Genomic DNA, 25,196 nt, shown 5'->3' on the forward strand with positions numbered 1-25,196 from the left:
TAAACCGTGGGAAGACTTTTTGAGAGCCCTTGGGCGATCACCATCATCATCATCGTAGTTTTGTTGCTGTTCGCAGCACCCAAGCTGCCGGGCATGGCACGCAGCCTTGGCCAGTCCATGCGGATCATCAAGTCCGAGGTCAAGGAAATGAAGAACGACGGCAAGGACGAGAAGCCCTCCGCCGCGCCGGGCACGGATGCGCCGATGGAAGGCAAGATCGTCAACAACCCGGCGCAGCCTGACAGCAACACGGGCGACGGTACCGGAACCGGTACCGGCGCTCAGTCATAGATACCGCCACAGCACCGGTGAACGGGCACAAGGGCCGGAAAGCCAATCCGGAAGGGCGGATGCCGCTCAAGGCGCACTTGATCGAAGCCCGCAACCGGCTTTTCAAGAGTGCCCTGGCGATGCTGCCGGGCGTGGTCATCGGGTGGATCCTTTACGATCCGATGATGGAGGCCATCACCCAGCCGTTGCGGGACATCAGCACTGAGCGCCACATTGTGGCGTCGCTGAACTTTGAGGGCGTCACCACCTCCTTTGACCTGAAGATCCAGATCTCGCTGATTTTGGGCCTGATCATCGCCTCTCCCGTGTGGATTTACCAGCTGTGGGCCTTCATCACCCCCGGGCTGACCAAAAAGGAACGCCGTTACACGCTGTCCTACATGGCGGCTTCGGTTCCGCTGTTTCTGGCCGGCATCTTTGTGGGCTGGATCATCTGGCCCAACATTGTCCGCGCGCTGACGTCCTTCACCCCGCCCGGGGGCACCAACATCATGAAGGCCATCGACTTCCTGCAATTCGCCCTGCAGCTGATGCTGTTCATGGGCGTGGCCTTCCTGGTCCCCGTGCTGTTGTTTGCCCTCAACGCCATTGGCCTGGTCCGGGGCACCACCTACCTCAAGGCGTGGCGCTTCACCATCCTCGGCGTCACCATCGTCTCCGCCATGGCCGCCCCGGGCTCCGACGTCATGTCCATGTTCTTCCTGGCCGCCCCCTTGCTGGTCCTGTACTTTGGCGCGATCGGGCTGTGCATCCTCAATGACAAACGCCGCGACCGCCGGGCTGCAAAGCGGGCCAATGAGACGGACGCCACGGCTGACATTGCCACGCCGCTGACGGACCTCGAGGAACTGTAGGAAGCGTGAGGCCCGGCGGTCCGCCGTCGTCCTTTGGGCGGCGGGTCCTGACGTAGGCTGGAAGCATGCCAATGCCTGACCTCCCCACACCTGCCGAGCGTTACGCGGCTTCCCGGGACGCCTCCGCGGACTCGGGAACCCTGCTGGGAAGCTTCAAGCAGACCTTTGACTTTGACCTTGACGACTTCCAACTCACCGCGTGCCGTGCCATGGTGGCAGGCCGCGGTGTTTTGCTGGCAGCGCCCACCGGGGCCGGCAAGACCATTGTGGGCGAGTTTGCCGTCTATCTGGCCCTTGCCGGCGGCAACAAGGCCTTCTACACCACCCCCATCAAGGCCCTGAGCAACCAGAAATACCAGGAACTGGCCCGCAAGTACGGGCCCGAGAATGTGGGCCTGCTGACGGGGGACACAAGCATCAACTCCGAGGCGCCCGTGGTGGTCATGACCACCGAGGTGCTGCGCAACATGCTCTACGCTGACTCGGACACCCTCTCCGGGCTGGCGTACGTGGTCATGGATGAGGTCCACTACCTGGCGGACAGGTTCCGCGGGGCCGTCTGGGAAGAAGTGATCATCCACCTGCCCAGCGAGGTTTCAGTGGTCTCCCTGAGCGCGACAGTGTCCAACGCGGAGGAGTTTGGGGCGTGGCTGGGCACCGTCCGGGGAGACACGGCCGTGGTGGTCTCCGAGCACCGGCCCGTTCCGCTGTGGCAGCATGTGATGGTCCAGCGCGACATCGTGGACCTGTTTGCCACCAACCAATCCTTCGACGAGGCGGCTGCGGAAATTGCGGCCAGCCCGGATGCCACGGCCGCAACCGCCGTGCCGCCGCGCTTCAAGGTCAATCCTGAACTGCTCAAGCTGGCCCGGAGCGAATCCGGCGGCTCGCACCGCAGCCGGCAGTCCTACGGTGCCAGGGCCGGGCGCCGGGAACGCAGGGACCGCTACGGTTCCGACCACTCCTCCGCGGGCACGGGGATGGTCAAGCGGGCCAGCCGGCCCCAAGTGATCAGGGCGCTGGAAAGCCGGGACCTGCTGCCGGCCATCACCTTCATTTTTTCAAGGGCAGCCTGCGACGCCGCCGTGCAACAGTGCGCGGCCGCCGGCCTGTGGCTGACCACCCCGGCCGAACGCAGTGAAATTGCCGACCGCGTTGATGCCGCCACCGCCCAGCTGCCCGATTCCGACAAGGAAGTGCTGGGCTACTGGGCGTGGCGCGACGGGCTGCTGCGCGGCCTGGCCGCCCACCATGCCGGCATGCTGCCCAGCTTCAAGGAAGTGGTGGAGGGGCTGTTTGCCGACGGACTGATCCGCGCCGTGTTTGCCACCGAAACGCTGGCCCTGGGCATCAACATGCCTGCCCGCACCGTGGTGCTGGAGAAGCTGGAGAAGTTCAACGGAGAGGCCCATGTGGGCATCACCGCGGGCGAATACACACAGCTGACGGGCCGGGCGGGCCGGCGGGGGATCGACGTCGAAGGGCACGCAGTGGTGCTGTGGCAGCCGGGCACCGACCCGACCGCCGTGGCCGGGCTGGCCTCGCGGCGCACCTATCCGCTCAATTCCAGCTTCCGCCCCACCTACAACATGAGCATCAACCTCATGGCGCAATTTGGCCGCCAACGGACCCGCGACATCCTTGAATCGTCCTTCGCGCAGTTCCAGGCAGACCGCTCCGTGGTCGACCTGGCCCGGCAGGTCCGCTCCCGCGAGGAATCCCTGGCCGGGTACGAGAAGTCCATGAGCTGCAGCCGCGGCGACTTCACCGAATATGCCAGGCTCCGCCGTGAGCTCTCCGACCTGGAATCCGGTGCTTCCAAAAACCAGGCCCGGCAGCGCAAGGCCCTGGTGGCCGAGTCGATGGCCCGGCTTCGTCCCGGGGACGTGATCATGGTGCCGGCAGGGCGCAACCCGGGCCACGCCGTCGTGCTGGTGGCTGATCCGCAGTCCCGCGAGCCGCGCCCCGGCGTTCTTTCGGAGAACCGCGAAGTCCGCCGCCTGGGCATCCACGAACTCCACGGCCCGGCCGGGGTGCTGGCCCATGTGCGCATTGGCAAGGGTTTCAATGCCAAGCTCCCCAAGGACAAGCGCAATCTGCTGGCCGCCGTGCAGGATGCGCTCGCGCAGGCTGCCACACAGCCCCCGGACCGCCAGGCGGCCTTCGCGATGTCCGGCACTGCCCGTGGCCAGGAGGATGCCATCGACACCCTGCGCCGGGCGCTGCAGGCCCACCCGTGCCATGGCTGCCCGGACCGCGAGGACCATGCGAGGTGGTCCGAACGGTGGTGGAAGCTGCGCCGGGAGACGGACGGGGTGGTCCGGGCCATCCAGGCACGCACCAACACGATCGCCAAGACCTTCGACCGGGTCAGCGAACTACTGGCCGCCTACGGCTTCGTCGAGACGGACGACGGCGGCAACCTGCGCCCCAGCGCGGACGGCCAGCGGCTGCGGCGCGTCTATGGCGAAAAAGACCTCCTGATCGCCCTGGCCCTGCGTGAAGGCGCCTTCGACGACCTGGACGCGGCCGAGCTGGCGGCCTTTGCCAGTGCACTGGTTTTCCAGGCCAAGAGGGACGACGGCGGCATGCGGCCCAGGATGCCCAGCATCAGCCTGGAGACTGCCGTGGATGCCGTGGTGCGGCTCTGGTCGGTGCTGGAGGATGCCGAGGAATCGCACCGGCTGCCCTTGACGGGGGAGCCGGAGCTGGGGCTTGTCTGGCCCATGTTCAAGTGGGCCAAGGGGCGCACGCTGCAGGACTCGCTCAAGGGTACGGACCTGGCTGCCGGCGACTTTGTCCGGTGGACCAAGCAGGTCATTGACCTGCTGGACCAGCTGGCCACGGTGCCGGGAATGCAGGGGGACTTCCCCCGGTTGTGCATTTCGGCCATCGAGCTGGTGCGTCGCGGAGTGGTGGCCTACACCACCGTCGTGGAGTAGGCCACCAGGGCAGCCTTCATCGGCCCACGCCCCGCTGCCGGGCAATGGATTAATCGAAAAGTTCCTGAAAGGACCCACCCAGCCATGTCACTCACCATGTACCGCAACGGTTCCGTCTACAGCGCAGGGGACCCGTTTGCCACGGCCATGCTGGTGGACGGCGACACCGTGGCGTGGGTAGGTTCCGAACATGCCGCAACCTCGCTGCTGGATTCGCGCATGCACGTCATCGACCTGGGCGGTTCACTCATCACCCCGGGGTTTGTGGACTCCCACGTCCATGTCACGGAGACAGGCCTGGCGCTGGACTCGATTGACCTCTCCGGGGCACGCTCCGCCCAGGACGCCCTGGAGCTGGTGGCACAGGCAGCTGCCGCCACCACCGGCATTGTGCTGGGGCACGGCTGGGACGACTCGTCCTGGCCCGCCGGCGTCCGCCTCGGCGCCGCGGAACTGGACAGGGCAACGGGCGGCCGTGAGGTGTACCTGGCCCGCATTGACGTCCACTCGGGCATTGTTTCGGCAGCCCTGGCCGCACGGCTGGGCCTGGCCGGACTCCCCGGATGGGACGGGGCCGGCCTTGTCTCCGGCGCCGCGCATGCGGCCGCCCGCGATGCAGCACGCCAGCTTGCCCCCGCCGACCGCCGCCGGGTCCAGGAACGTGCACTCCGCCACGCGGCTTCCAGGGGCTACGTGGCCCTGGCGGAGATGGCGGCGCCCCACGTCGGCTCGGCGGCAGACCTGGCCCAGCTGGCCAGCCTGACGGCCTTTGATGCCACGGACGCCTTCCCCGAAGTACTGCCCTATTGGGGGCAGGCGGTCTCGAACGCCGGGGAGGCCAGGGAACTGCTGGCGTCGCTCGGAACGCCCGTGCTCGGCCTGGCGGGGGACCTGAACATTGACGGCTCCCTCGGCTCACATTCGGCCTTCCTGCGCGAGCCGTATGCGGACGCCGCCGACGGCCGCGGACAGGCGCACCTCACCGTCGAGGAGGTGGCCGCCCACCTGGCCGCCACCTCGGAACTGGGCATCCAGGGCGGCTTCCACATCATCGGGGACGGCGCCATGGAGATCGCCGTCCAAGGGCTGGCGCTGGCTGCCCAGCGCGTGGGCATTGAGAAGGTGCGGGCTGCCGGCCACCGCTTTGAGCACGCTGAAATGGTCGACGACGGCGCCATGGCGGCACTGGCCCACCACGCCGTCACGGTTTCCGTCCAGCCCGCCTTTGACGCCCAGTGGGGCGGTGAGGACGGGCTGTACGCCCGGCGCCTGGGGTCCGGCCGGGCAGCCACCATGAACCCGCTGGCCCGCTTCTACGCCGCCGGGGTGCCCATCTGCTTCGGCTCGGACGCCCCCGTCACACCACTGAGCCCGTGGGACAGCGTCCGGGCTGCGCTGAACCACCACCAGCCCGGACAGCGGATCTCGGCCCGTGCCGCGTTCATTGGCCACACCAGGGCGGGGTGGCGTGCGGCCCGTGGCACCAACCCCCTCCTGGGCCAGTTGGGGCCCGGTGCGCCTGCCAGTTTCGCCGTGTGGGAAATTGAGGAACTGATGGTCCAGGTTGCCGACGAACGCGTGCAGTCCTGGTCCACGGACCCGCGGGCGCGCACGCCGCTGCTGCCCGCTCTCGACACGGAAAACGACCCACGCTGCCTGCAAACGGTCCACCGCGGCCGGGAACTCTTCGCCGCAACCGACTTCGCCTAGCTCCACAGCTGTCCGGGCGACACGCCGGGGCCGACACGCCCGCCGAAGCAAGTTTTTGCAGACGCCAAATGTGCCCCTGAACTGCGGCGATGCACATCGGCGCAGGTCACGTCCGCATTGACAGCAGGCCTGGGGACAATTAGTTTTTATTGAAGCGGACACCCCGAACGGGGCTCCCAAGCCGGTCAGGGGAAACCGCGGGCCGGTGCTTTGGGAATGGGTTCACGCGCCAGTAGAAAACAAACAAGGACTCCGGCCCGCCGCCGGACCCTGCTTGGCCCGAAGGCGCGTGGGCCCATTCCTTTCCCGCAGCCCCGCCTTGGCCGTGCGCGCTGCCACGCCCGTCCTCCCGCCCTTCGCTCCCATGAGCGTCCCCTATACTGGGGACGTGGCGCCTCACTGCTGCCGCACGGACTTTTCAAGTCCCCTGCAGCCCAGGCCGGCAAGCACCTTTCGGTTTGGCGCCCCTTTTTTTGCTACCCACACGGAAAGGCACCATTCTGTTGCGTGTCCTGACAATCATCCCCACCTACAACGAGCTCGAGTCACTGCCGAAGACCCTCGCCCGGCTCCGTGCGGCCGCGCCCCAGGTCGACGTGCTGATAGCCGATGACAACAGCCCGGACGGGACAGGCGCGCTGGCGGATGAGTTGGCCTCAGCAGACCCCCAGGTGCACGTGCTGCACCGCGCGGGCAAGGAAGGACTCGGCGCGGCGTACCTGGCCGGCTTCACGTGGGGCCTGGACGCAGGCTATGACGTCCTGGTGGAAATGGATGCCGACGGCTCGCACCAGCCCGAACAGCTTCCGCTGCTGCTCGACGCCGTCGAACAGGGCGCTGACCTGGTGCTGGGCTCCCGGTGGGTTCCGGGCGGAAAGGTGGTCAACTGGCCCCTGCACCGCAAGCTCATTTCCACGTGCGGCAGCCTGTACTCCCGCATCCTGCTAGGAATCTCCGTCCGTGACATCACCGGCGGCTACCGGGCATTTCGCCGCACCACCCTGGAAGCCCTCAACTTCGACGAGGTGGAGTCGGTGGGCTACGGCTTCCAGGTGGACATGCTGTGGCGGGTGTGCCAGCTGGGCATGAAGGTGGTGGAGGTACCCATTACGTTTGTGGAACGTGAATTCGGCGCCTCAAAGATGAGCGGCAACATTGTCCAGGAGGCCATGCTCAATGTCACCAAATGGGGCCTGGCCGCCCGGTGGAAGAAGTTGACCGGCCGCAAGTAGGCCAGGCCCGCGGTCCGGGCACACAAAAAATGGCGGACGGTCCCGAAAAGGGACCGTCCGCCATTTTTGTGAGCTATTCCCTGACGATTTGCTGGCCAAGGCCGGGCGTCAGACCTTTTCGCCGCGACGCTCCCGGAGGATGGTGAGGCGGTCGGCAAGGATGGTCTCCAGCTCGGGCAGCGAGCGGCGCTCCAGCAGCATGTCCCAGTGGGTGCGGACAGGCTTGTCATTGGAGCGGTCGGGTGCTTCCCCGTTGACCAGGAGGGCTTCCTTGCCGGTCTTGGACACCCAGGTTGCCGGAATTTCAGCTTCGGAAGAGAATGTCACGAACACCTGCTCGCCGTCGGCGCAGCGGTATTCCACACGCTGCCGAGGTGCCGGCTCAACGCCCGACTCCGTCTCCATGCTTTGCGCACCCAGGCGCATGCCCCGCAAGCTACGATCGCTCATGATTTCTCCCTAATGTTGTTGCCCGCCCCTGTGGGGGAGCCGGCGTCCTGGCCCGCGCCGTGGCGTTCAACGCCCCGGCACGCACCCACGTTCCTCTTAGATTCAACGCACGGTCAGCCGCCGTTGTTCCAACGGCGCTTCCCCCGGCAAAGACAGTGCAGAAGCAGTTCCCAGGAACTGCCCCGCGGCGGCCTGAAAGTTGGCAGGCTGCGCAAAAACGCCGCGCGGCCAAGCACCCATTATACGTGCTTGGCCGCGCGGCCGGGTCCGCCTCAGGGGCGGCTGCCCGTGATTACGGCAGCTGGTCGCGGGCGACGTCCGCGGAATCGTCCGAGTCGCCGTTGGTGGAACCGAGCACGTTGCCGATGCCCTTCAGGGCCTCGCCCACTTCGCTGGGAATGATCCAGAGCTTGTTGGACGAGCCGGAGGCGATCTTTGGCAGCGTCTGCAGGTACTGGTACGCCAGCAGCTTCTGCGTCGGGTTCCCCTTGTGGATGGCGTCAAACACCTTTTGAATGGCCTGGGATTCGCCGTCTGCGCGGAGGATGGCCGCCTTGGCGTCACCTTCCGCCTTCAGGATGGAGGACTGCCGCTCACCCTCGGCCGTCAGAATGGCCGACTGCTTGGTGCCCTCGGCGGTCAGGATCGCAGCGCGGCGGTCACGCTCTGCGCGCATCTGCTTTTCCATGGAGTCCTGGATGGACAATGGCGGATCAATGGCCTTGAGCTCAACACGGCTGACACGGATGCCCCAGCGGCCGGTGGCCTCGTCCAGGACGCCGCGCAGCTGGCCATTGATCTGGTCACGGGAGGTCAGCGCCTCCTCCAGGTTCAGTCCGCCCACCACGTTGCGCAAGGTGGTGGTGGTCAGCTGCTCAACAGCCTGGATGTAGTTGGCAATTTCATAGGTGGCTGCACGCGGGTCCGTGACCTGGAAATACACCACGGTGTCAATGGAGACCACCAGGTTGTCTTCCGTGATGACCGGCTGCGGCGGGAAGGAAACCACTTGTTCGCGAAGGTCCAGCAGCGGAAGCAGCCGGTCCACAAACGGGATAAGGACCGTCAGCCCGGGATTGAGCGTGCGCTGGTACTTGCCGAGCCGTTCAACCACCCCGGCGCGTGCCTGCGGAATGATCCGCACCGAACGCACCAGGACAATGACAACGAATATCAGCAGGACTATTACTACAAAAAGCCAAACTACTGCTCCGGCTCCATCTGGCATGAAATCCCCTCTTTTCTTGTTTCATGGAAAGCTTGTTCCGTGCGCCTTTTGGCACAGGAAATTTCGTGCAGCCGCCCGGCAGCGAGGCGCTCAGGCGGTTGTTGCGGCTGTTCCCGTCGGCCGGTGCGCGCCGGGGGAGCTGATGATGGCCGTGGCGCCGTCAATCGCGGACACTTCCACCCCTGCCCCTACGGGGATTTCCGCCCCGCCGCGTATGCGCGCCGTCCAGACATCCCCGCCGATCTTGACCAGGCCGGAGTTGGTGCTGACTGCTTCAAGCACCACGGCCGGGTGGCCAATCAGGCGGTCCACATTGGAAAGCTGGTCCGCCGGCCCGCGGCGCAGGTGCGCCAGCGCGAGCGGCCTGATCAGCACGGTGGTGGCCAGCGCCACGACGCAGAAGATGACAATTTGCAGCCATAGCGGGGCATGGAACAGGAAGGCCACCAGTGCCGCCAGTGCACCAACGGACATCAGGATGAAGTAGAGGTTCAGCGTCAGCATTTCGGCAACTGCGAGCAGCAGGAACACGGTCAGCCAGATGATCCAGCCGAAGTCATTAATCCATTCGAGCATCGAGTCCCCCTTGGTGACTTAACGTACAAATGAGCCTACTACGTAAAGGTGTGAATAGCCCGTTAGATAACCGCCTGCAGGGGGATGCGCAAGGGCTCGGCGCCCACACTGGAGCTGATGCGGGCGAGGATGTCAACGCCGTCGCGCAGTTCGGCGTCACCGTAGCTGAAGGGCAGCCGCAGGAATCTCTCAAACGCCCCGTCCAGGCCAAAGCGCGGCCCGGGCACCAGGCCCAGCCCCTCGCTGCGGGCGGCCAGCGACAACGCCGAAGTGGAGATCGAACCGGTGTTGATCCACAGCGACATGCCGCCGTCGGGCACGGCCACGTCCCACTCTGGAAGCTGTTCCGCCAGCAGCCCCACCAGCAGGTCCCGGCCATGCCGCAGGGCCTTGCTGCGGCTGGCGGCCAGGAGGGGCAGGTCCCGCAAAAGCTGGGTGGCCACCAGTTGTTCAAACAAGGGCGTTCCCAAGTCCGACGACGGCCGGTTGCGCAGGAGCCTGGCGAGGACTTCGCGGCTGGCCCGGATCCAGCCGATGCGGAGACCGCCCCAGGCCAGCTTGCCCAGCGAACCGAGCGTCACCACGTGGGGGCTGAAACTGGCCATGGCGGGCATGGGGCCGCGGTCGATGTCAAGCGGTGCCGTTGTCTCATCGACCACCAGCACCGTCCCTTCGCGCTGGGCCGCGGCGGCCAGGTACTCACGTTCGTGGGCGGGCATGCTCATGCCCGTGGGATTGTGGAAGTCGGGCATCAGGAACGCCATGCTGGGGGCCGTCCTGCGGATTTGCAGCAGCGCCTCCGGCAGGTCCCAGCCGCCGTCCTGCCGGACAGGGAAGGCAACGATCCGGGCACCGAGCGAATTGAAGGTGTCCAGGGCATGGGGGTAGGTGGGCTGTTCCACCATGATCCGCTCACCGGGGGAGTACAGCGTCCGGGCGACCAGGTTCAGTGCATGCTGGGCGCCAATCGTCACCAGGACCTGGTCGGCGGAGGTGGGAACGCCGCGGTCCCGGTAGCTTTGCGCGATGGCCTCACGCAGGTCGGGGAGACCCACCATGTCGAAGCCGTCGTGGCTGAGATAGGCGGGAATTTCCTCTGCGGCTGCAGTGAAGGCGGCAGCCAGCCCGGGCCAGGCGGGTGCCGTGGCCTTCGTGAAGTCCAGCGGCAGCCCACTGTTGAGGGCGTGCTCGCCGCGTTGGCGGCCGGGCAGGATCAGGGTGCTGCCGGAGCCGCGGACACTGGCGAGGTATCCGTCGTCGCGCAGTTTTGAGTACGCGGCAGCCACAGTGGTGCGGCTGAGGGCCAGGGCGTTGCTGAGTTCACGTTCAGCCGGCAGCCTGGCCCCGCTGGAAAGCCGGCCGTCCATGAGCAGTACGCGGATCCTGTCAGCCAGGGCCCGGTAGGCCGGCCCCGCCTGCCGCCATTCACCCAGTTCGCGGGCCAGTCGCCGTCCGGTGACGAAAGTGTTCATAAAGCCACCTTAGACGAATTGGCACTACTGCATAAGGCCAGTTTCCCTAGACTTGACTCATGCACCGTTTCTTCACGACCCAATTTCTTCCCGTCCGCCTACTGAGGCTGCTGGTGGGCCTGGCCCTCTATGGCACGGCCATGGCGCTCATGATCCGCGGCAACATCGGGGCCTCGCCGTGGGACGTGTTTGCCCAGGGGGCGTCGCGCACCACAGGGATCTCATTTGGCTGGTGCACCATCATCATCAGTGGAATCGTGCTTTTGTTTTGGATTCCCCTCAAGCAAATGCCGGGCTTCGGCACCATTGCCAATGCCATCCTCATTGGCATCTTTGCCGACATGGGGCTGGCTGTCATTCCCCAGGCAGACCACCTGGTCCTCCAGGCCGGCCTGTTCATTGCCGGGCTATTCATCCTGGCGTTTGCCACAGCCCTTTACATTGGTGCCGGACTGGGCCCCGGCCCTCGCGACGGCCTCATGACCGGGCTGGTCCGCGTGTCAGGCAAGCCCGTGTGGATGATCCGCACCAGCCTGGAACTGTCAGTGGTGGTGGTTGGCTTCTTCATGGGCGGCGTGGTCGGTGCGGGCACGGCGGCGTTTGCCCTGTTCGTGGGTCCCCTCACACAGCTGACCCTGAGGTGGCTGCACGTGGATCTGCACAGCCGGAACTTGAAGGCAGGCGCGTCCGACCAGGCCGCCACCCACGCCCCCACCCGTTGAGGTTGGAGATAACCACGCCCCCACCCGTTGAGGTTGGAGATAACCACGCCTAGGATCGGTGGTTATCTCCAACCTCAACGGGGGCGGAAGGTGGAGATGATGAATTCGGCGGTGGCCCGGGTGGACTCAGGCAGTCCCGCCAGTGTGCCGGCCAGCTCTCGGGCAGCGGCATGATGCCCGGCCGGTCCCATCAGGGCCACGTTGCGGACATCCGCAGGAGCCAGCAGGAGCGGGATGGTCACGGGCGTGGCGGACTCCAGGGCAAAGTATCCGGCCAGTGATTCAACCAGGTTGGCCTCTTTTTCCGCTTGGATCCCCAGCATCCCGGCCTCCTGCGCAATCTCGAAAAGGTGCCCCGGCCTGGGTGTCACCACCACCAGGCGCCCCTCCGGACGGAGAACGCGGGCAAATTCAGACGCGTTGCGGGGGGCGAAGACAACCAGCACGGCGTCCGCCCGCCCCGCCTCCACCGGCAGCGGTTGCCACAGGTCCCAGACTAAGTTGGCGGCTTCCGGGTTGCGCCGGGCCGCGCGGCGCAAGGCAAACTTGGAGATGTCCAGGCCGACGGCGGCAAAAGTGTCCGCGCCCTGTACCGGAATCGATTCCCGGACTTGCTGCAGGTACCATCCCGTTCCGGTACCGGCGTCCAGCAGCAAGGGGGTCGTTCCGGGGGAGCGCGCGGCACTGGCCGCGAGCGCGCTGCCCACGATGGCTGCAAGTACTTCCGCCAGCGGCCGGTAGTGGCCGGCGTCAAGGAAGGCATCCCGGGCGGCCACCATGTCAGCGGTGTCTTGGGAGAACTTGGTGCCGTGCCCGGTGAGCAGGTTGACGTACCCTTGGCGTGCGATGTCAAAGCTGTGGCCATCAATGCATTTGAGGGCAGTTTCCCCGGGCAGGGGTTCCATGAATTCGAGCCCACACACGGGGCAGAGCAGGGCGTCGACGGCGCTGGGTTCCATGCCTCCATCCTAGGCGGGGCGGAACCGAGGGCTAAAAGTTCAACACCGCCTGCGCCTCCGCAATTCCGGGGCGTGCCCAGTACGCGGCGTATTCGGCGTCGGAGGCCAGGGAGCGGGTGTGGGCCTTGTCCAGGTACACCGTGCCGGAGAGGTGGTCGGTTTCGTGCTGGGCTATTCTTGCCTGCCACCCGCCCAAGCGGCGCGTGCGCGCGGAGCCGGTCTCGTCGTCGAACGCCAGGTCAATGGTCGCCGCCCGGTCCACCACGGCCTGCCAGCCCCGCACCGAGAGGCAGCCTTCGTAGTGGGAGGCCGTCTCCGCCCCGACGGGTGTGTAGTGCGGGTTGAGGATGGCGAAAAATTCCATGGGTTCACGGCTGCGGGCGGCGGCGTTTTCGGCCGGGACATCGTACAGGTCCTCGAGCACGGCCAGCTGGAGGGGGATGCCGATCTGTGGCGCCGCCAGCCCTACGCCTGGGGCGGCGTGCATGGTGGCGCGCATAAGTTCGATGAGCCGGGCCAGGTCTGCGTCGCCAATCTGGCCGGTGAACGGCACAGCCTGGGCGCGCAGGACGGGGTGACCGGCCTGCACGATGGGCGGCAGGGACTCCGATTCAAGGACCGCGGCCACCATTTCCCTCACGTGCGTGTCGGTAAACAGGACCTTGCCCGCTGCGGGGCTACCCACGGGAAGTCCCCGGCTGCAGTCTGCCGTGCGGGCAGCCCTTCCATTCATCCCGTATGCGGTCCATGTCCATGGGTTGCCCTCCGTGGTTCGAGTATTTGCACCCATTGTGCCAAGGGGCCGCGGGCATTGCGTACTTAGGGGACCCTGCCACGCCCTTGCCAAACATTTTGTTCTGGCTAGTGTGGGCTAAAAGGGCAGCTGAGAAAAGGGACCGACATGTCTTCCAACAGTTTCGATGCACGCAGTGAACTCACCATTGACGGCCAGGCTTATGAAATCTTCCGGCTGGATGCCGTTGAAGGTTCGGCCCGGCTGCCCTACAGCCTGAAGGTCCTGTTGGAAAACCTGCTCCGCAATGAGGACGGAAGGCTGGTCACCGCCGAGCAGGTCCGCGCTGTGGGCAGCTGGGACCCGGCTGCGGAGGCGAATGCGGAAATCCAGTACACCCCGGCGCGGGTGCTCATGCAGGACTTCACCGGCGTCCCATGCGTGGTGGACCTGGTGGCCATGCGGGACGCCATGTCGGAGCTGGGCGGTGACCCGAAGAAGATCAATCCGCTGATTCCGGGCGAGCTGGTCATTGACCACTCCGTCATTGCCGACGTGTTCAACGTCCCTGGCGCATTTTCCATCAACTCCGAGTTTGAGTTCCAGCGCAACCAGGAGCGCTACCAGTTGCTGCGGTGGGCGCAGCAGTCGTTCAACGATTTCCTGGTGGTGCCGCCGGATACGGGGATCTGCCACCAGGTCAATCTCGAATACCTGGCCCGGGTGGTCTTCACCCGCGAGCACGACGGCGTCGTGCAGGCCTATCCGGACACCCTGGTGGGCACGGACTCGCACACGCCCATGGTCAACGGCCTGGGCGTGCTGGGCTGGGGCGTGGGCGGCATCGAGGCGGAGGCCGCCATGCTGGGCCAGCCCATGAGCATGCTGGTCCCCCAAGTGGTGGGTTTCAAGCTGACCGGCGAGCTGCCCGAGGGCACCACCGCCACCGACCTGGTGCTCACCGTGGCGGAACTGCTCCGCAAAACCCGTGTCGTGGGCAAGTTCGTTGACTTCTTTGGCCCGGGCGTGGCAAACGTGCCCCTCGCCAACCGCGCCACCCTGGGCAACATGAGCCCGGAGTACGGCTCCACCTGCGCCATCTTCCCCATCGATGCCGAGACCTTGGACTACCTGCGGCTGACAGGGCGCAGCGAGCACCAGATCAAGCTCGTTGAGGCGTACGCGAAGGAACAAGGAATGTGGCACGATCCGAACCACACGCCGGATTACAGCCAGGTGGTGGAATTGGACCTGGCCACCGTGGAAACCTCCATCGCCGGCCCCAAGCGCCCCCAGGACAGGATTCCGCTGCGCAGCGCCAAGCGGGCCGTTCGCGGGCTGTTGGCCGGAGAATCCCAGGAGGTTGCCGTGCTGGCCGGAGGCCTGGACGACGCCGGCGATGAGTCGTTCCCTGCGAGCGACCCGGTGGCCATCAGCTCCCGGATTCCCCGCGACGAGCCGCCGCGCACCTTCCAGGACTCAGCCGGGGACGACGGCGTCGAACTTGAATGGCCCAGCAATCCAGCCCAAGTGATGCTGGACGGGCAATCCGTCACCATGGACCATGGCGACGTGGTCATTGCCGCCATCACCTCCTGCACCAACACCTCCAATCCGTCAGTCATGATCGGGGCCGGGCTGCTGGCCAAGAAGGCCGTGGAGCGCGGGCTCTCCAGCAAGCCCTGGGTCAAGACCACCCTGGCGCCGGGCTCCCGCGTCGTCACCGACTATTTTGACCGCGCCGGGCTCACCCCGTACCTGGAAAAGCTCGGTTTCGACCTGGTGGGCTACGGCTGCACCACCTGCATCGGCAACTCCGGCCCACTCATCCCCGCGATCAGCCAGGCCGTCACCGCAAACGACCTCAACGTCTCGGCGGTCCTCTCCGGAAACCGCAACTTTGAAGGGCGCATCCACCCCGAAGTGAAAATGAACTTCCTTGCCTCCCCGCCCCTGGTCATTGCCTACGCCCTGGCCGGCAGCATGCACGTGGACCTGCTGAAGGACCCGCTGGGCACCGACTCGGACGGCCAGCCTGTCTACCTCAAGGACATCTGGCCGACGACGGCGGAAATCAAGGCAGTGGTCAACGCCAGCCTCGAGGCGCAAATGTTCACGGACGGATACGCGGACGTCTATCACGGCGACGACAATTGGCGCGGCATGCACGTGCCGGAGGGGGACATGTTTGCCTGGTCCGAGGAGTCCAGCTATGTCCGCAAGCCCCCGTACTTCGATGGCATGGCCCGTGAATCGGAACCCGTACAGGACATTGTGGGCGCCCGGGTGCTGGCCCTGCTGGGGGATTCCGTGACAACCGACCACATTTCCCCGGCCGGCAGCATCAAGAAGTCCTCACCTGCCGGTGCCTACCTGCTCGAAATTGGGGTGGCGCAGGCCGACTTCAACTCCTACGGCTCCCGGCGCGGCAACCACAATGTGATGATCCGCGGCACCTTCGCCAACATCCGGCTGCGCAACTTGCTGGTGCCCGGCGTCGAGGGCGGCTTCACCAGGCGCTCCGCCGACGGCCCGGTGGAGACCATCTTCGACGCCTCCAACGCCTACCAGGCCGAGGGCACGCCCCTGGTGGTCATCGCCGGGACGGACTACGGTTCAGGGTCCTCCCGCGACTGGGCCGCGAAGGGAACCATGCTGCTGGGTGTCAAGGCCGTCATCGCAGCGTCCTTCGAGCGCATCCACAGGTCCAACCTGATCGGCATGGGTGTCCTGCCCCTCCAGTTCAAGGACGGGGACACGGCCGAATCGCTGGGACTGACCGGCATGGAAAGCTACTCGGTGGTCGGGCTGGCAGGCACCAGCCCGCTGCCGCGCGAGGTCACGGTCCGCATCGAGTCCGACGGCGGCACGCGGGACATTGCCACCACCCTGCGGATCGACACCCCAGCGGAGGAGGCGTACTACACCAACGGGGGAATCCTGCAGTACGTGCTGCGCCAGCTTTTGGACGCCCAATAGGGTGCCAGCCGCGGCGTGGAATTCCCGCGGCCAATGGTTGCCCCGGAACACTTTGTTATGCAAACGGAAGCTGGAACACAAGCTGGAAGGGGTGCACACCGTGCATGATGGATAGATGGAGAACATAACTACGGAACGACTTTTACTGCGTCCATGGCACGACTCTGACGTTGATTTTGTCTATGACCTGTACTCCCGCTGGGTGGTGCAGCGCTTCATCGGCAACGAGCCGAGGGTCATGGAAAGCCGCAGCGAGGCGGAGGAACGCCTGGCTCGATTCCAGGCCATCGACCACCCCGTGCACGGCATCTGGGCCGTCACCCGGAAGGAGGACGGCGCGCCGGTGGGAACATTGCTCCTCAAGCCGATCCCGGCCTCAGGCGACGAACCGCTCAAGCCGTCCGGCGACGTCGAAATCGGCTGGCACCTGCACCCCGACTACTGGGGGAGCGGCTTCGCTTCCGAGGCTGCCGAGGCTGTGCTGGAGCACGCCTTCGCCCACGGGCTGGAGCGGGTGGTGGCTGTCACCAATCCCGCCAATGAAGCATCCCAAAATGTGTGCCTTCGCATCGGCATGAAGGCCAAGGGCTTGTCCAAGAAGTACTACAACGCCACCTGCGAACTGTTTGTAGCCAAAAACCCGGCCGCGGATTCATAGCCCGGGAGGGCCAGTCAGCACTGCCGGGCGAGCCTGTCCGGGCGCAGGATGCCGAAACGGCCTTTGGAGGTCGATATATCGGGATCCATAGTCCATCTCGCCATCCGCCATAAATCTGAACCAGGGGCCAGCATGACTGAACTGCTGCCGGGCGGCAACATGAACGCCGTGGAGCGCGACGGCGACACCGTGACCCGGCATGCCGGGCCATGGACGCCCACGGTGCACCGCTATTTGCGTTACCTTGTCCGGGCCGGCGTGGACTGGATCCCTCAGCCGCTCGGCATTGAAGGCACGCGGGAGCGCCTGACCTTCGTGGGGGGAGAGGTGCCGCTGTATCCGCTTCCGGACTGGGTGTGGGAGGAGCACGTGCTGGCCGACGGCGCCCGCCGGCTCCGTGAGCTGCACGACGCCAGTGTTGGCTTCGGCCTGGACAACGCGGTGTGGCAGTCGCCGGCGAAGGTGCCGGCTGAAGTCATCTGCCACAACGACTTTGCCCCGCACAACCTGGCCTTCGCCAATGGTCGGGTGGTGGGCGCCATCGATTTTGACATGTGTTCCCCCGGCCCGCGTCTGTGGGACCTGGCCTATTTCGCCACCCGCGCCGTGCCATTGACGCAGGAGCCCATGCCCGGAGCGCCCGGGATGGGCCAGGCCCGGAAGCGTGTCCAGGTCATGTTGGATGCCTACGGCTCCGACGCCACCTGGGACGACGTGCTCCGCCTGGCAGTCATCAGGTTGTGGGACCTGGCGGACCTGTCGCGCGAGAAGGCCCTTGAGCTCGGCAAGCCGGAACTGGACGACGACGCCGACGTGTACGTTCGCGACGCCCGGTTCCTGGCTGCATTAAGGATGGATGAGAAATGAAGGAGGACGTGCCCGCTCTCGCATATGACTCTGGGGCAACGCCTGACTTGGCGGAGTTGCTGGAGCTGTACGGCTCGGTCGGCTGGTCGGCTTATACGAAAGAGCCACAGACGCTGGTAGCGGCACTCCGCGGCTCGACCACCGTCGTTTTGGCCAGGGCGGCTGGCCGCCTGGTGGGCCTCGCCCGTGTCATCTCCGACGGTGCCACCATATGCTACCTGCAGGACGTGCTTATTCACCCCGATTATCAGCGGCTCGGCATTGGCCGCGAATTGGTGGCCCGCGCACTCCAACCGTATCGGCAGGTTCGCCAAAAGGTGTTGCTGACTGACGACGGGCCAGGTCAGAAATCCTTCTATGAGGCGCTGGGCTATCGGGACACGGGCGACTTCCGAGGGGGTACGGTGAGGACTTTTGTGCGCTTCGACTAAAAATAGTTTCGAGGGCGTGCCGGCACGGGAGAGCCGGTGCTTTGCCGAATTTGCCCCCGAGGCTGGGGGAGTGGCGCCCCTGCGCGTGACGGTCCGTCCGGCGTCGGACGCGGACATCCCAGGCATCCTGAACATCAACAACCAGGCGGGACGGCCCGCCAACACCGCGGATTCTCTCGCTTTCGCCATATCGGATCCCGGGCGCTTGGTAGTGGTTGCAACCATGGCCGGGGAAATGTCCGGCTGGGCCAAGACGCACCATTGGGGCTACCCGGACGGCGAAGCTCCTGCCGGCCACTACCTCGGCGGCGTGACAGTGCTCCCGGAGGTTCGACGGCGGGGCGTGGCCGCTGCGCTCACGGACGCCCGGCTCGACTGGATCTGGCAGCGCAGTGAAACCGCCTGGTATGTGGTCAATGCAGACAACCTCGCGTCCATCGCGCTGCACAGGCGGTGGGGCTTTGCCGAGGCGGCACGGGCGCCCTCCTTCCACACCGCCCAATTCTCCGGTGGTGTAGGACTACTCATGAGAGCCGTGCGCCCGCCAACTTGGCGATGATCACGGCGTGCGGCCGGTTTCCGTCTCCGGGCCGGGTCGCCCGCCGGGCCTCCTCGAAACCAGCTTCAGCCAATTGTGCCGCCATAGAGTCGACGGGCCATCGATATGCCGTGGCCACCTTGTGGTCGAACGGTTCAACGGCGTCCGCATCGAAGAAGCCCAGCAGCATGCTGCCGCCGGGGGCCAGCAACCGCCGGAACTCCGCTAGAACAGCCGGCAGCTCGCCAGGTGAGAGGTGAATCAGCGAGTACCACGCCAGGATTCCGGCCAAGGACGCATCCGGCCGGCCTGTTGACGCCAACGATCCGACAGTAAAGGGGACGTCCGGGAAAGTGTGCTGCGCGTGCTCAATGAATTCCGGCACCAGGTCCAATCCGGACACTTCCACGCCCATGGCATGAAGATGGCCGGCCCAGTGTCCCGGTCCGCAGCCCGCGTCCAGCACCGGACCCCGGAGCTCACGGGCCCAGTGGGAAACGAGGGCGAGGTCATCAGGGTGGACGGCACGGATGGAGCCGAAGAGGCCAATGTAATCAAGGGCGCGTCTGGCGTAGGAATCCAACAGCTGAAGATCGTTCACGGCCCCAGTTTAGGTCGAGCAGGATTCAAGAAGCTCCCCGGCAGCGGCGCGCCTAAAGTTGGAGCCATCAACAAGTCCGGGGCCGCGCAGGCCCCCAAACCAAGGAGTCATCATGGCCGCTTCACCGACCGAAGGAATCAAGATTGTGCTGCACCCCGTCAGCGACCTCGAGGCCGCCAAGAAGGTCTATTCAGCCCTGCTGGGCATGGAACCGCAGGCGGACTCGCCCTACTACGTCGGCTTTGACGCGGCGGGCCAGCAGATCGGGCTGGTGCCCAACGGCGGCCCGCAGGCCATGAAGTCGCCCGTCGCCTACTGGCAGGTGGCGGACATCGAGGCCAAGCTGGCCGAGCTGACCGCCGCAGGGGCCACCGTGACCGAGCCGGCACACAACGTCGGCGGCACCCGCTGGGTGGCCGGCGTCACGGACCTGGACGGAAATGTCCTGGGCGTGGTGGAGGACAGGTGAGCGCCGCCGTCGTCCATTACCGCGGATAAGGTAGACAGCAAGCAACGGGCCAAGAGAATCGAGCCAGGATGAGCACGGACACGACCACCGGCGGGCAGCCGGCGGCGCTGCGGATCGCGGACAGCCACGAGACCATCCGCGTGCAGGGCGCACGGGTAAACAACCTCAAGGATGTCAGCGTCGAGATCCCCAAGCGGCGCCTGACGGTGTTCACCGGCGTGTCCGGCTCGGGCAAGAGTTCCCTGGTGTTCGGCACCATCGCCGCCGAATCCCAGCGCATGATCAACGAAACATACAGCACCTTCGTACAGGGATTCATGCCCACCCTGGCACGCCCCGATGTGGACGTACTGGAAGGGCTGACGACGGCGATACTGGTGGACCAGGAGCGCATGGGGGCCAATTCCCGGTCCACGGTGGGGACCGCCACGGATGCCAACGCCATGCTCCGGATAGTCTTCAGCCGTCTGGGGCAGCCGCACATCGGCTCCCCGCAGGCTTACTCCTTCAACGTTCCCTCGGTCAGCGGGGCGGGCGCGGTCACTTTGGAGAAGGGCGGGCAGACGGTCAAGGAGCGTCGCACCTTCAGCATCACCGGCGGCATGTGCCCGCGCTGCGAGGGGCGCGGCGCCGTCAGCGACTTTGACCTGACCGCCCTGTTCGACGCCGGGAAGTCCCTTTCCGAGGGCGCCCTGACCATTCCCGGATACAGCATGGACGGCTGGTACGGACGGATTTTTGCCGGCTCCGGCTTTTTCGACATGGACAAGAAGCTGGGCAAGTTCACCAAGAAGGAACTCAACGACCTTCTCCACAAGGAACCCACCAAGATCAAGGTTGAGGGCATCAACCTGACCTATGAGGGCCTGATCCCGAAGATCCAAAAGTCGATGCTGGCCAAGGACCGAGATGCGATGCAGCCGCACATCCGCGCCTTCGTGGACCGCGCCGTGGTGTTCCAGACGTGCCCCGAGTGCGGGGGCACCCGGCTGGCGGCACCGGCACGGTCGTCGAAGATCAACGGCAAGAACATCGCGGACGTGTGTGCCATGCAGATCAGCGACCTGGCGACCTGGGTCCGAGGCCTGGAGGAGCCATCCGTGGCGCCGCTGCTGGGATCGCTGGCGGACACGCTGGATTCGTTCGTGGACATCGGGCTGGGGTACCTCAGCCTTGACCGCCCTGCCGGCACGCTCTCCGGCGGTGAGGCGCAAAGGACCAAGATGATCCGCCACCTGGGCTCCTCGCTGACGGACATCACCTACGTGTTTGACGAGCCCACCATCGGCCTGCACCCGCACGACATTGCCCGGATGAACAAGCTCCTGCTGCAGCTGCGCGACAAGGGCAACACTGTCCTGGTGGTGGAGCACAAGCCTGAGGCGATCGCCATCGCCGACCACGTCATCGACCTGGGCCCGCTGGCCGGCACCCGGGGCGGCGAGGTCATGTTCGAGGGCACCGTGGAGGGTCTGCGCTCCAGCGGCACCCTGACGGGCCGGCACCTTGACGACCGCGCATCTCTGAAGAAAGCGCCGCGCAAGCCGTCCGGGGCCCTCGAGGTCCGAGGCGCGAATGCCAACAACCTCAAGGACGTCAGCGTCGACATCCCACTGGGCGTGCTCACCGTTGTCACGGGCGTGGCCGGCTCCGGCAAGAGCTCCCTGATCCACGGCTCCGTGTCCGGCCGCGAGGGCGTCATCACCATCGACCAGGCCGGCATCAAGGGCTCGCGGCGGAGCAATCCTGCCACCTACACGGGACTGCTGGAACCGATCCGCAAGGCGTTTGCCAAGGCCAACGGCGTCAAGCCCGCACTCTTCAGCGCCAATTCCGAGGGCGCCTGCCCCGTCTGCAACGGCGCGGGGGTCATTTACACCGAGCTGGGCTTCATGGACACCGTCTCGACGCCCTGCGAGGAATGCGGTGGAATGCGTTTTCAGGCAGCGGTTTTGGACTACAAGCTCGGCGGCAGGGACATCAGCGAGGTCCTTGCCATGTCCGTGGCCGAGGCGGAGGAGTTTTTCAGCACGGGGGAGTCCCGCATACCCGCCGCCCACAAAATCCTGGGCCACCTGTCCGACGTCGGGCTTGGGTACCTCAGCCTGGGCCAGCCGCTGACCACGCTGTCCGGCGGCGAACGCCAGCGCATCAAGCTGGCAACGCACCTGGGGGAGAAGGGCGGCGTGTACATCCTCGACGAACCAACCACCGGCCTGCACCTGGCCGACGTCGAGAACCTCCTGGGCCTGCTGGACCGGTTGGTTGAATCCGGCAAGTCGGTGATTGTCATTGAGCACCACCAGGCGGTCATGGCCCATGCCGACTGGATCATCGACCTGGGCCCCGGCGCCGGGCACGACGGCGGCCGGATAGTTTTCGAGGGAACGCCGGCCCAGCTGGTGGCTGGCCGGGAGACGCTGACGGGGGAGCACCTGGCCGCCTACGTCGGTGCATGAACGGCAACGTGAACGCTTGGAAGAAGGATCGTGTTGGTTCTGCCATAGCGGGGGAGGGCCCTACGTTGATGGCCCGGATGGAGTCCGGGTTGCGGTGATTGGCGACGTTCAGTGGCCGCCTGGATATTCGGTGCTTATCACGGATATCCCCGGGGTTGAGCGGCTGTCGGACTTACCCAAGCGTTAGCGGGCAGCGTTTCTAGCAAGTGTGGACATTTTGGCCGAGGCTGTCGAAATTGCAGGTTCACATCTGGATCCAGACTTTCTTCGTGTGAATATTGAGATCCTGGGCAACACTGACACCTTCCTGCACGCCCACATCTGGCCACGTTATCAATGGGAGGAACCAGGGCTCCGTGTCAAGCCTGTACGGCTGTATCCGGGGACCAATTGGACAGATGCGGTCATGGCCCCGAACTCATCGCACGATCCGCTGAGACTCGCAATTTCCACGCAAATCCACCGTTTGAGCTCCCAACTCCGGATCGGCCTCGGCAATCGAATGGTTATATGTCAGAATCGCTGGTGGATTCTGACAGATAACTGCATAACTTTCAGTAGACGATTCTGATCGCGACAGACACTGGGCTGCAAGATATTCATGCCGCCATTCAACGTCGAAACGCAGCACCCAGAACTGAAACCCTGGATGAGCCTCCAGCAGGCAAGTGCCGGGAATTTCCATGAGCATGACCTTGCCGAATGAGGCTCGAATTCACGCCACATGCCTGGGATGTCTATGCGTATTGGCGTGGCGCTGACAGGACGATGCTCAAGAGAATCAACTGCTTGATCAACGACGCCTTGCGTGATCCCGCAACCGGCATCGGCAAGCCGGAACCGTTGCGCTACATGTTTGCCGGAGCTTGGTCACGGCGCATGGCGGAAGAACCCCGTCTTGTCTGCCTGGTTGACGGCGACGACCTGATCATCTTGCAGGCTCGATTCGACTATGAGTAGACGGCAACCAGGTGGTTTTCAGCAGGACGCAGATTGCGCCGATAATCTACATTATGTCAACTTGAAGTTAGTTGATGCGCCACAGACGCACAGGTAATTAGATGCCTACGCGCGGATGCTTCCGCTGCGGCTTGATTCTTCGCCTTCTTGATCGTACGGGTAGCCCGACAGGTCGATCCAGTACCGGCGCTTGACGCCTATTTCGGTACTGCGTACATCTTCAAGGACGCCGCCGTTATTCTCTATTGTTCGGGCAGATGGCAGGTTCTGTTCATCACAGGTAAGCAGTACCCGTGTCAGTCCAATGCTGCGGGCGTGAGGAAGGATAGCTTTGAGGGCCCAGGAAGCGATGCCACGTCCGCGAGCTGTTGGCCGAATGTTATAGCCAATGTGGCCGACCGCTTCGAGCATGAAAGGCGTTAGAACGTGCCTGAGTTCGATCGCTCCGAGGTAGGTTTCGTGCTCTACTATCCAGAACCTGCTCGTATCAACTTGCACCCCGCTGAACAACATCGCGGGATCCTCAGGCATAGTCAGGCGTTCTATCCAGGCCTCGAACTCCTCAGTCGTCTCGAACCGGTCGCCAAGGCGGATGCCCGAGCCGTCCTGGTGGCCGTCGGGCCATTCCGTTTTTGCTTCTATCCATGACTTGTGAAACGTGGCGGCCGGGTCTGCGAGTTTGAGCATGGAACGCAGCTTAGCAAGGTTCCCGCATTTACCCATTGACATCATTGATGCAAGCCAGCCCGCTCACGCCGGCGAATTGCGAGGGATCGGATAACGCTTTTCCCCATCAACCTGAAAGTAACTCACCCGAACCGCGTATCGGGGGCCCAGTATTCTGCCTCATCTAAAGTGACGCAATCTCAAAGTCGTTGAAGCGTCGGCTAGGTTCGTTTCAAGTTGGCTGACTCACCAGATGTGTGGCCCGACTCAAGGACCTCTGGTGGAGCCGACAAATCAACGCCACATCAGACTTGATTCCTGAAGTTTACCGGAATACCTACTGTCGCTGGATTTTGGCCCGGATGTCACCGGCATCTCATCGCAGCCGTTCAGGACCACTTGGACTGCACCACTCCCCCACCATTCCTACCGCCCGGACTTCTCGATCCGCCACACCGATGAGCCCAGTTCCTCCCGGAGCTTGTGTTTGCCCCGAAACCAGATCCGGGACATACCCAGACGTGCCGCCCACCTGACCCTTATTTGCTAGGTCGTCCAGACTTGGGTAGGCGCAGGCCGAGAACCACAAGGATGACCCCGACCCCCGCGACGATCAGCCCAATGGAGAGCCACATCCGGTTACCGGTCATGAAACTTCCCGGGATCAGGTTCATTCCCTGGCCGGCAAATACTCCACCGATGATCACAGCGATCAAACCGATGGCAATGAGGGCGATGCGCCAGACTCTGCTGTTCACATCGCCCAACTTACCATTGCCCACTTCGCGCCCATCGGAGTCTGCCACCAGATCAGGACAGAAGATCGTGGCCTTCACCCACAGGACCAATCGCTGACAGGCACTGCGTTTGCGGGCGACGGCTTGCCGCCGAGGCAAGCGTCGGGTTCAGTGCTTCTTGCCGCCAACTCCGGGCGCGGACGCGACTTGAGTCATCCACGCCGCAATCTGGCGTTCATCGATGTCGTCCACGGATTCGAGCTCCACACCCCGCGTTGACTTGCCCATCCCCATCGGTGTCACCGGCGGTACCGGCTCAAGCGCCGCGCCGTTGATAAACATGAGCTTGACGTGGCCGGCAAAGCCGCCGCAGCAAAAGCACCACCCGTCGCCGACGCCGTAGTACGACATCCCCCACTTCACGGAGCGCTGGAGGTTCGGCAGCGTCTTGGCCGCCAGAGCGTCGAGGCGTTCAGCGACGCCACGCTGCGGTTGAGGCAGACTGGCGATGTATGCGAAGACGGGCTTGTCGCCGACCGCTGCCTTCGCGGGGCTTGCCTTGCCGGTCATGGCTTCCGGCAGCGTGAACGCGCTGCCTGCGGGCTCCTCTGAGCCCAAGCCCGGGTTTTGAACTTCCCGCTTGCCCATCTCCCCACTAGTCA

The 25,196-nt window shown here is 64.9% G+C and carries 25 protein-coding genes; 14 read left to right on the forward strand and 11 right to left on the reverse strand.

Translation table 11 applies throughout. From position 1 onward, the window contains the following. Positions 1-6 precede the first annotated feature (6 nt). From tatA to LPN03_RS07610, 5 genes are all read left to right on the forward strand, one after another. On the forward strand, positions 7-291 hold the full coding sequence (gene tatA, locus LPN03_RS07590; RefSeq protein ID WP_165180756.1) for a Sec-independent protein translocase subunit TatA: 285 nt from the start codon (positions 7-9) through the stop codon (positions 289-291). Positions 292-350: 59 nt separating this feature from the next. Beyond that, entirely contained in the window at positions 351-1,145 is a 795-nt protein-coding gene (gene tatC, locus LPN03_RS07595) for a twin-arginine translocase subunit TatC (RefSeq protein ID WP_165180757.1), read from the forward strand. Between the two features lie 65 nt (positions 1,146-1,210). After that, positions 1,211-4,087, forward strand: coding sequence for a DEAD/DEAH box helicase (locus tag LPN03_RS07600; protein WP_262453788.1), 2,877 nt, complete (start codon positions 1,211-1,213; stop codon positions 4,085-4,087). Between the two features lie 84 nt (positions 4,088-4,171). Then, the gene (locus tag LPN03_RS07605) at positions 4,172-5,797 is read left to right on the forward strand and encodes an amidohydrolase (RefSeq protein ID WP_165180759.1); all 1,626 of its coding nucleotides are present in this window, start codon (positions 4,172-4,174) and stop codon (positions 5,795-5,797) included. A gap of 503 nt (positions 5,798-6,300) precedes the next feature. Then, positions 6,301-7,029 carry a polyprenol monophosphomannose synthase gene (locus LPN03_RS07610; RefSeq protein ID WP_165180760.1) on the forward strand — a complete coding sequence of 243 codons (729 nt, stop codon included), beginning with the start codon at positions 6,301-6,303 and terminating at the stop codon, positions 7,027-7,029. Positions 7,030-7,137: 108 nt separating this feature from the next. Here LPN03_RS07610 and LPN03_RS07615 read toward each other — a convergent pair whose 3' ends face one another. The 4 genes from LPN03_RS07615 to LPN03_RS07630 all read right to left on the reverse strand — a co-directional run bounded on the left by LPN03_RS07615 (position 7,138) and on the right by LPN03_RS07630 (position 10,755). Further along, positions 7,138-7,479 carry an RNA polymerase-binding protein RbpA gene (locus LPN03_RS07615; RefSeq protein WP_165180761.1) on the reverse strand — a complete coding sequence of 114 codons (342 nt, stop codon included), beginning with the start codon at positions 7,477-7,479 and terminating at the stop codon, positions 7,138-7,140. A 292-nt stretch (positions 7,480-7,771) separates the two neighbouring features. Further along, complete coding sequence (locus tag LPN03_RS07620) at positions 7,772-8,707, reverse strand: SPFH domain-containing protein (RefSeq protein WP_165180762.1); 936 nt, start codon at positions 8,705-8,707, stop codon at positions 7,772-7,774. 90 nt (positions 8,708-8,797) lie between these two features. Further along, positions 8,798-9,283, reverse strand: a complete 486-nt coding sequence (locus LPN03_RS07625; protein WP_165180763.1) for an NfeD family protein — start codon at positions 9,281-9,283, stop codon at positions 8,798-8,800. Positions 9,284-9,345: 62 nt separating this feature from the next. After that, positions 9,346-10,755, reverse strand: coding sequence for a PLP-dependent aminotransferase family protein (locus LPN03_RS07630; RefSeq protein ID WP_165180764.1), 1,410 nt, complete (start codon positions 10,753-10,755; stop codon positions 9,346-9,348). Positions 10,756-10,814: 59 nt separating this feature from the next. Here LPN03_RS07630 and LPN03_RS07635 point away from each other — a divergent pair, with 59 nt between their 5' ends. Beyond that, entirely contained in the window at positions 10,815-11,477 is a 663-nt protein-coding gene (locus tag LPN03_RS07635; protein WP_205677972.1) for a YczE/YyaS/YitT family protein, read from the forward strand. Between the two features lie 74 nt (positions 11,478-11,551). On the opposite strand, the gene LPN03_RS07640 is transcribed toward LPN03_RS07635, so the two are convergent. After that, a complete protein-coding gene (locus LPN03_RS07640; RefSeq protein ID WP_262453789.1) occupies positions 11,552-12,436 on the reverse strand; it encodes a putative RNA methyltransferase in 885 nt (294 codons plus the stop codon). Between the two features lie 31 nt (positions 12,437-12,467). Continuing rightward, the gene (locus LPN03_RS07645; RefSeq protein WP_410468571.1) at positions 12,468-13,121 is read right to left on the reverse strand and encodes a peptide deformylase; all 654 of its coding nucleotides are present in this window, start codon (positions 13,119-13,121) and stop codon (positions 12,468-12,470) included. Between the two features lie 216 nt (positions 13,122-13,337). Between LPN03_RS07645 and LPN03_RS07650 the strand changes: the two genes are divergently transcribed. The 5 genes from LPN03_RS07650 (at position 13,338) to LPN03_RS07670 (ending at position 18,663) form a co-directional block, all read left to right on the forward strand. After that, complete coding sequence (locus LPN03_RS07650; RefSeq protein ID WP_262453790.1) at positions 13,338-16,148, forward strand: aconitate hydratase; 2,811 nt, start codon at positions 13,338-13,340, stop codon at positions 16,146-16,148. A gap of 115 nt (positions 16,149-16,263) precedes the next feature. Beyond that, positions 16,264-16,806 (forward strand): GNAT family N-acetyltransferase, encoded by a 543-nt coding sequence (locus tag LPN03_RS07655; protein ID WP_165180768.1) that lies wholly within the window; start codon positions 16,264-16,266, stop codon positions 16,804-16,806. 132 nt (positions 16,807-16,938) lie between these two features. After that, entirely contained in the window at positions 16,939-17,673 is a 735-nt protein-coding gene (locus LPN03_RS07660; RefSeq protein WP_165180769.1) for an aminoglycoside phosphotransferase family protein, read from the forward strand. Next, positions 17,670-18,104: a GNAT family N-acetyltransferase gene (locus LPN03_RS07665; protein ID WP_165180770.1), complete on the forward strand. Its 435-nt coding sequence runs from the start codon at positions 17,670-17,672 to the stop codon at positions 18,102-18,104. Before LPN03_RS07660 ends, LPN03_RS07665 begins: the two co-directional genes overlap by 4 nt. Before the next feature lie 16 nt (positions 18,105-18,120). Further along, positions 18,121-18,663 carry a GNAT family N-acetyltransferase gene (locus tag LPN03_RS07670; RefSeq protein WP_262453791.1) on the forward strand — a complete coding sequence of 181 codons (543 nt, stop codon included), beginning with the start codon at positions 18,121-18,123 and terminating at the stop codon, positions 18,661-18,663. Here LPN03_RS07670 and LPN03_RS07675 read toward each other — a convergent pair. Next, complete coding sequence (locus tag LPN03_RS07675; RefSeq protein ID WP_165180771.1) at positions 18,629-19,243, reverse strand: class I SAM-dependent methyltransferase; 615 nt, start codon at positions 19,241-19,243, stop codon at positions 18,629-18,631. The two genes, LPN03_RS07670 and LPN03_RS07675, sit on opposite strands and share 35 nt — an antisense overlap. 112 nt (positions 19,244-19,355) lie before the next feature. Between LPN03_RS07675 and LPN03_RS07680 the strand changes: the two genes are divergently transcribed. Beyond that, positions 19,356-19,712 carry a VOC family protein gene (locus LPN03_RS07680; RefSeq protein ID WP_262453792.1) on the forward strand — a complete coding sequence of 119 codons (357 nt, stop codon included), beginning with the start codon at positions 19,356-19,358 and terminating at the stop codon, positions 19,710-19,712. 68 nt (positions 19,713-19,780) lie between these two features. After that, positions 19,781-22,171, forward strand: coding sequence for an excinuclease ABC subunit UvrA (locus LPN03_RS07685; RefSeq protein WP_262453793.1), 2,391 nt, complete (start codon positions 19,781-19,783; stop codon positions 22,169-22,171). A 418-nt stretch (positions 22,172-22,589) separates the two neighbouring features. On the opposite strand, the gene LPN03_RS07690 is transcribed toward LPN03_RS07685, so the two are convergent. Beyond that, positions 22,590-22,856 (reverse strand): hypothetical protein, encoded by a 267-nt coding sequence (locus tag LPN03_RS07690; RefSeq protein ID WP_262453794.1) that lies wholly within the window; start codon positions 22,854-22,856, stop codon positions 22,590-22,592. Positions 22,857-22,873: 17 nt separating this feature from the next. Between LPN03_RS07690 and LPN03_RS07695 the strand changes: the two genes are divergently transcribed. Continuing rightward, positions 22,874-23,131: a Txe/YoeB family addiction module toxin gene (locus LPN03_RS07695; protein ID WP_262453795.1), complete on the forward strand. Its 258-nt coding sequence runs from the start codon at positions 22,874-22,876 to the stop codon at positions 23,129-23,131. Positions 23,132-23,236: 105 nt separating this feature from the next. On the opposite strand, the gene LPN03_RS07700 is transcribed toward LPN03_RS07695, so the two are convergent. The 3 genes from LPN03_RS07700 to LPN03_RS07710 form a co-directional block, all read right to left on the reverse strand. Continuing rightward, complete coding sequence (locus tag LPN03_RS07700) at positions 23,237-23,818, reverse strand: GNAT family N-acetyltransferase (protein ID WP_262453796.1); 582 nt, start codon at positions 23,816-23,818, stop codon at positions 23,237-23,239. A 518-nt stretch (positions 23,819-24,336) separates the two neighbouring features. Beyond that, complete coding sequence (locus tag LPN03_RS07705; RefSeq protein ID WP_262453797.1) at positions 24,337-24,633, reverse strand: hypothetical protein; 297 nt, start codon at positions 24,631-24,633, stop codon at positions 24,337-24,339. Positions 24,634-24,702: 69 nt separating this feature from the next. Continuing rightward, positions 24,703-25,196 (reverse strand): DUF1801 domain-containing protein (locus LPN03_RS07710; protein WP_316255732.1); only part of this gene is annotated, 494 nt, incomplete at its 5' end.

Origin of the sequence: Arthrobacter sp. A2-55, from assembly GCF_025548615.1 — a bacterium.
Taxonomy (GTDB): domain Bacteria; phylum Actinomycetota; class Actinomycetes; order Actinomycetales; family Micrococcaceae; genus Specibacter; species Specibacter silviterrae.

Bases quoted from the DNA above. Each gene is read 5' to 3' on its own strand.
- LPN03_RS07630 (WP_165180764.1), bottom strand. From the start codon at position 10,755: ATGAACACTTTCGTCACCGGACGGCGACTGGCCCGCGAACTGGGTGAA.
- tatC (WP_165180757.1), top strand. From the start codon at position 351: ATGCCGCTCAAGGCGCACTTGATCGAAGCCCGCAACCGGCTTTTCAAG.
- LPN03_RS07620 (WP_165180762.1), bottom strand. From the start codon at position 8,707: ATGCCAGATGGAGCCGGAGCAGTAGTTTGGCTTTTTGTAGTAATAGTC.
- LPN03_RS07655 (WP_165180768.1), top strand. From the start codon at position 16,264: ATGGAGAACATAACTACGGAACGACTTTTACTGCGTCCATGGCACGAC.
- LPN03_RS07695 (WP_262453795.1), top strand. From the start codon at position 22,874: ATGAGGCTCGAATTCACGCCACATGCCTGGGATGTCTATGCGTATTGG.
- LPN03_RS07600 (WP_262453788.1), top strand. From the start codon at position 1,211: ATGCCAATGCCTGACCTCCCCACACCTGCCGAGCGTTACGCGGCTTCC.
- LPN03_RS07665 (WP_165180770.1), top strand. From the start codon at position 17,670: ATGAAGGAGGACGTGCCCGCTCTCGCATATGACTCTGGGGCAACGCCT.
- LPN03_RS07640 (WP_262453789.1), bottom strand. From the start codon at position 12,436: ATGGAACCCAGCGCCGTCGACGCCCTGCTCTGCCCCGTGTGTGGGCTC.
- LPN03_RS07685 (WP_262453793.1), top strand. From the start codon at position 19,781: ATGAGCACGGACACGACCACCGGCGGGCAGCCGGCGGCGCTGCGGATC.
- LPN03_RS07700 (WP_262453796.1), bottom strand. From the start codon at position 23,818: ATGCTCAAACTCGCAGACCCGGCCGCCACGTTTCACAAGTCATGGATA.
- LPN03_RS07605 (WP_165180759.1), top strand. From the start codon at position 4,172: ATGTCACTCACCATGTACCGCAACGGTTCCGTCTACAGCGCAGGGGAC.
- LPN03_RS07680 (WP_262453792.1), top strand. From the start codon at position 19,356: ATGGCCGCTTCACCGACCGAAGGAATCAAGATTGTGCTGCACCCCGTC.
- LPN03_RS07690 (WP_262453794.1), bottom strand. From the start codon at position 22,856: ATGGAAATTCCCGGCACTTGCCTGCTGGAGGCTCATCCAGGGTTTCAG.
- LPN03_RS07635 (WP_205677972.1), top strand. From the start codon at position 10,815: ATGCACCGTTTCTTCACGACCCAATTTCTTCCCGTCCGCCTACTGAGG.
- LPN03_RS07625 (WP_165180763.1), bottom strand. From the start codon at position 9,283: ATGCTCGAATGGATTAATGACTTCGGCTGGATCATCTGGCTGACCGTG.
- LPN03_RS07660 (WP_165180769.1), top strand. From the start codon at position 16,939: ATGACTGAACTGCTGCCGGGCGGCAACATGAACGCCGTGGAGCGCGAC.
- LPN03_RS07615 (WP_165180761.1), bottom strand. From the start codon at position 7,479: ATGAGCGATCGTAGCTTGCGGGGCATGCGCCTGGGTGCGCAAAGCATG.
- LPN03_RS07650 (WP_262453790.1), top strand. From the start codon at position 13,338: ATGTCTTCCAACAGTTTCGATGCACGCAGTGAACTCACCATTGACGGC.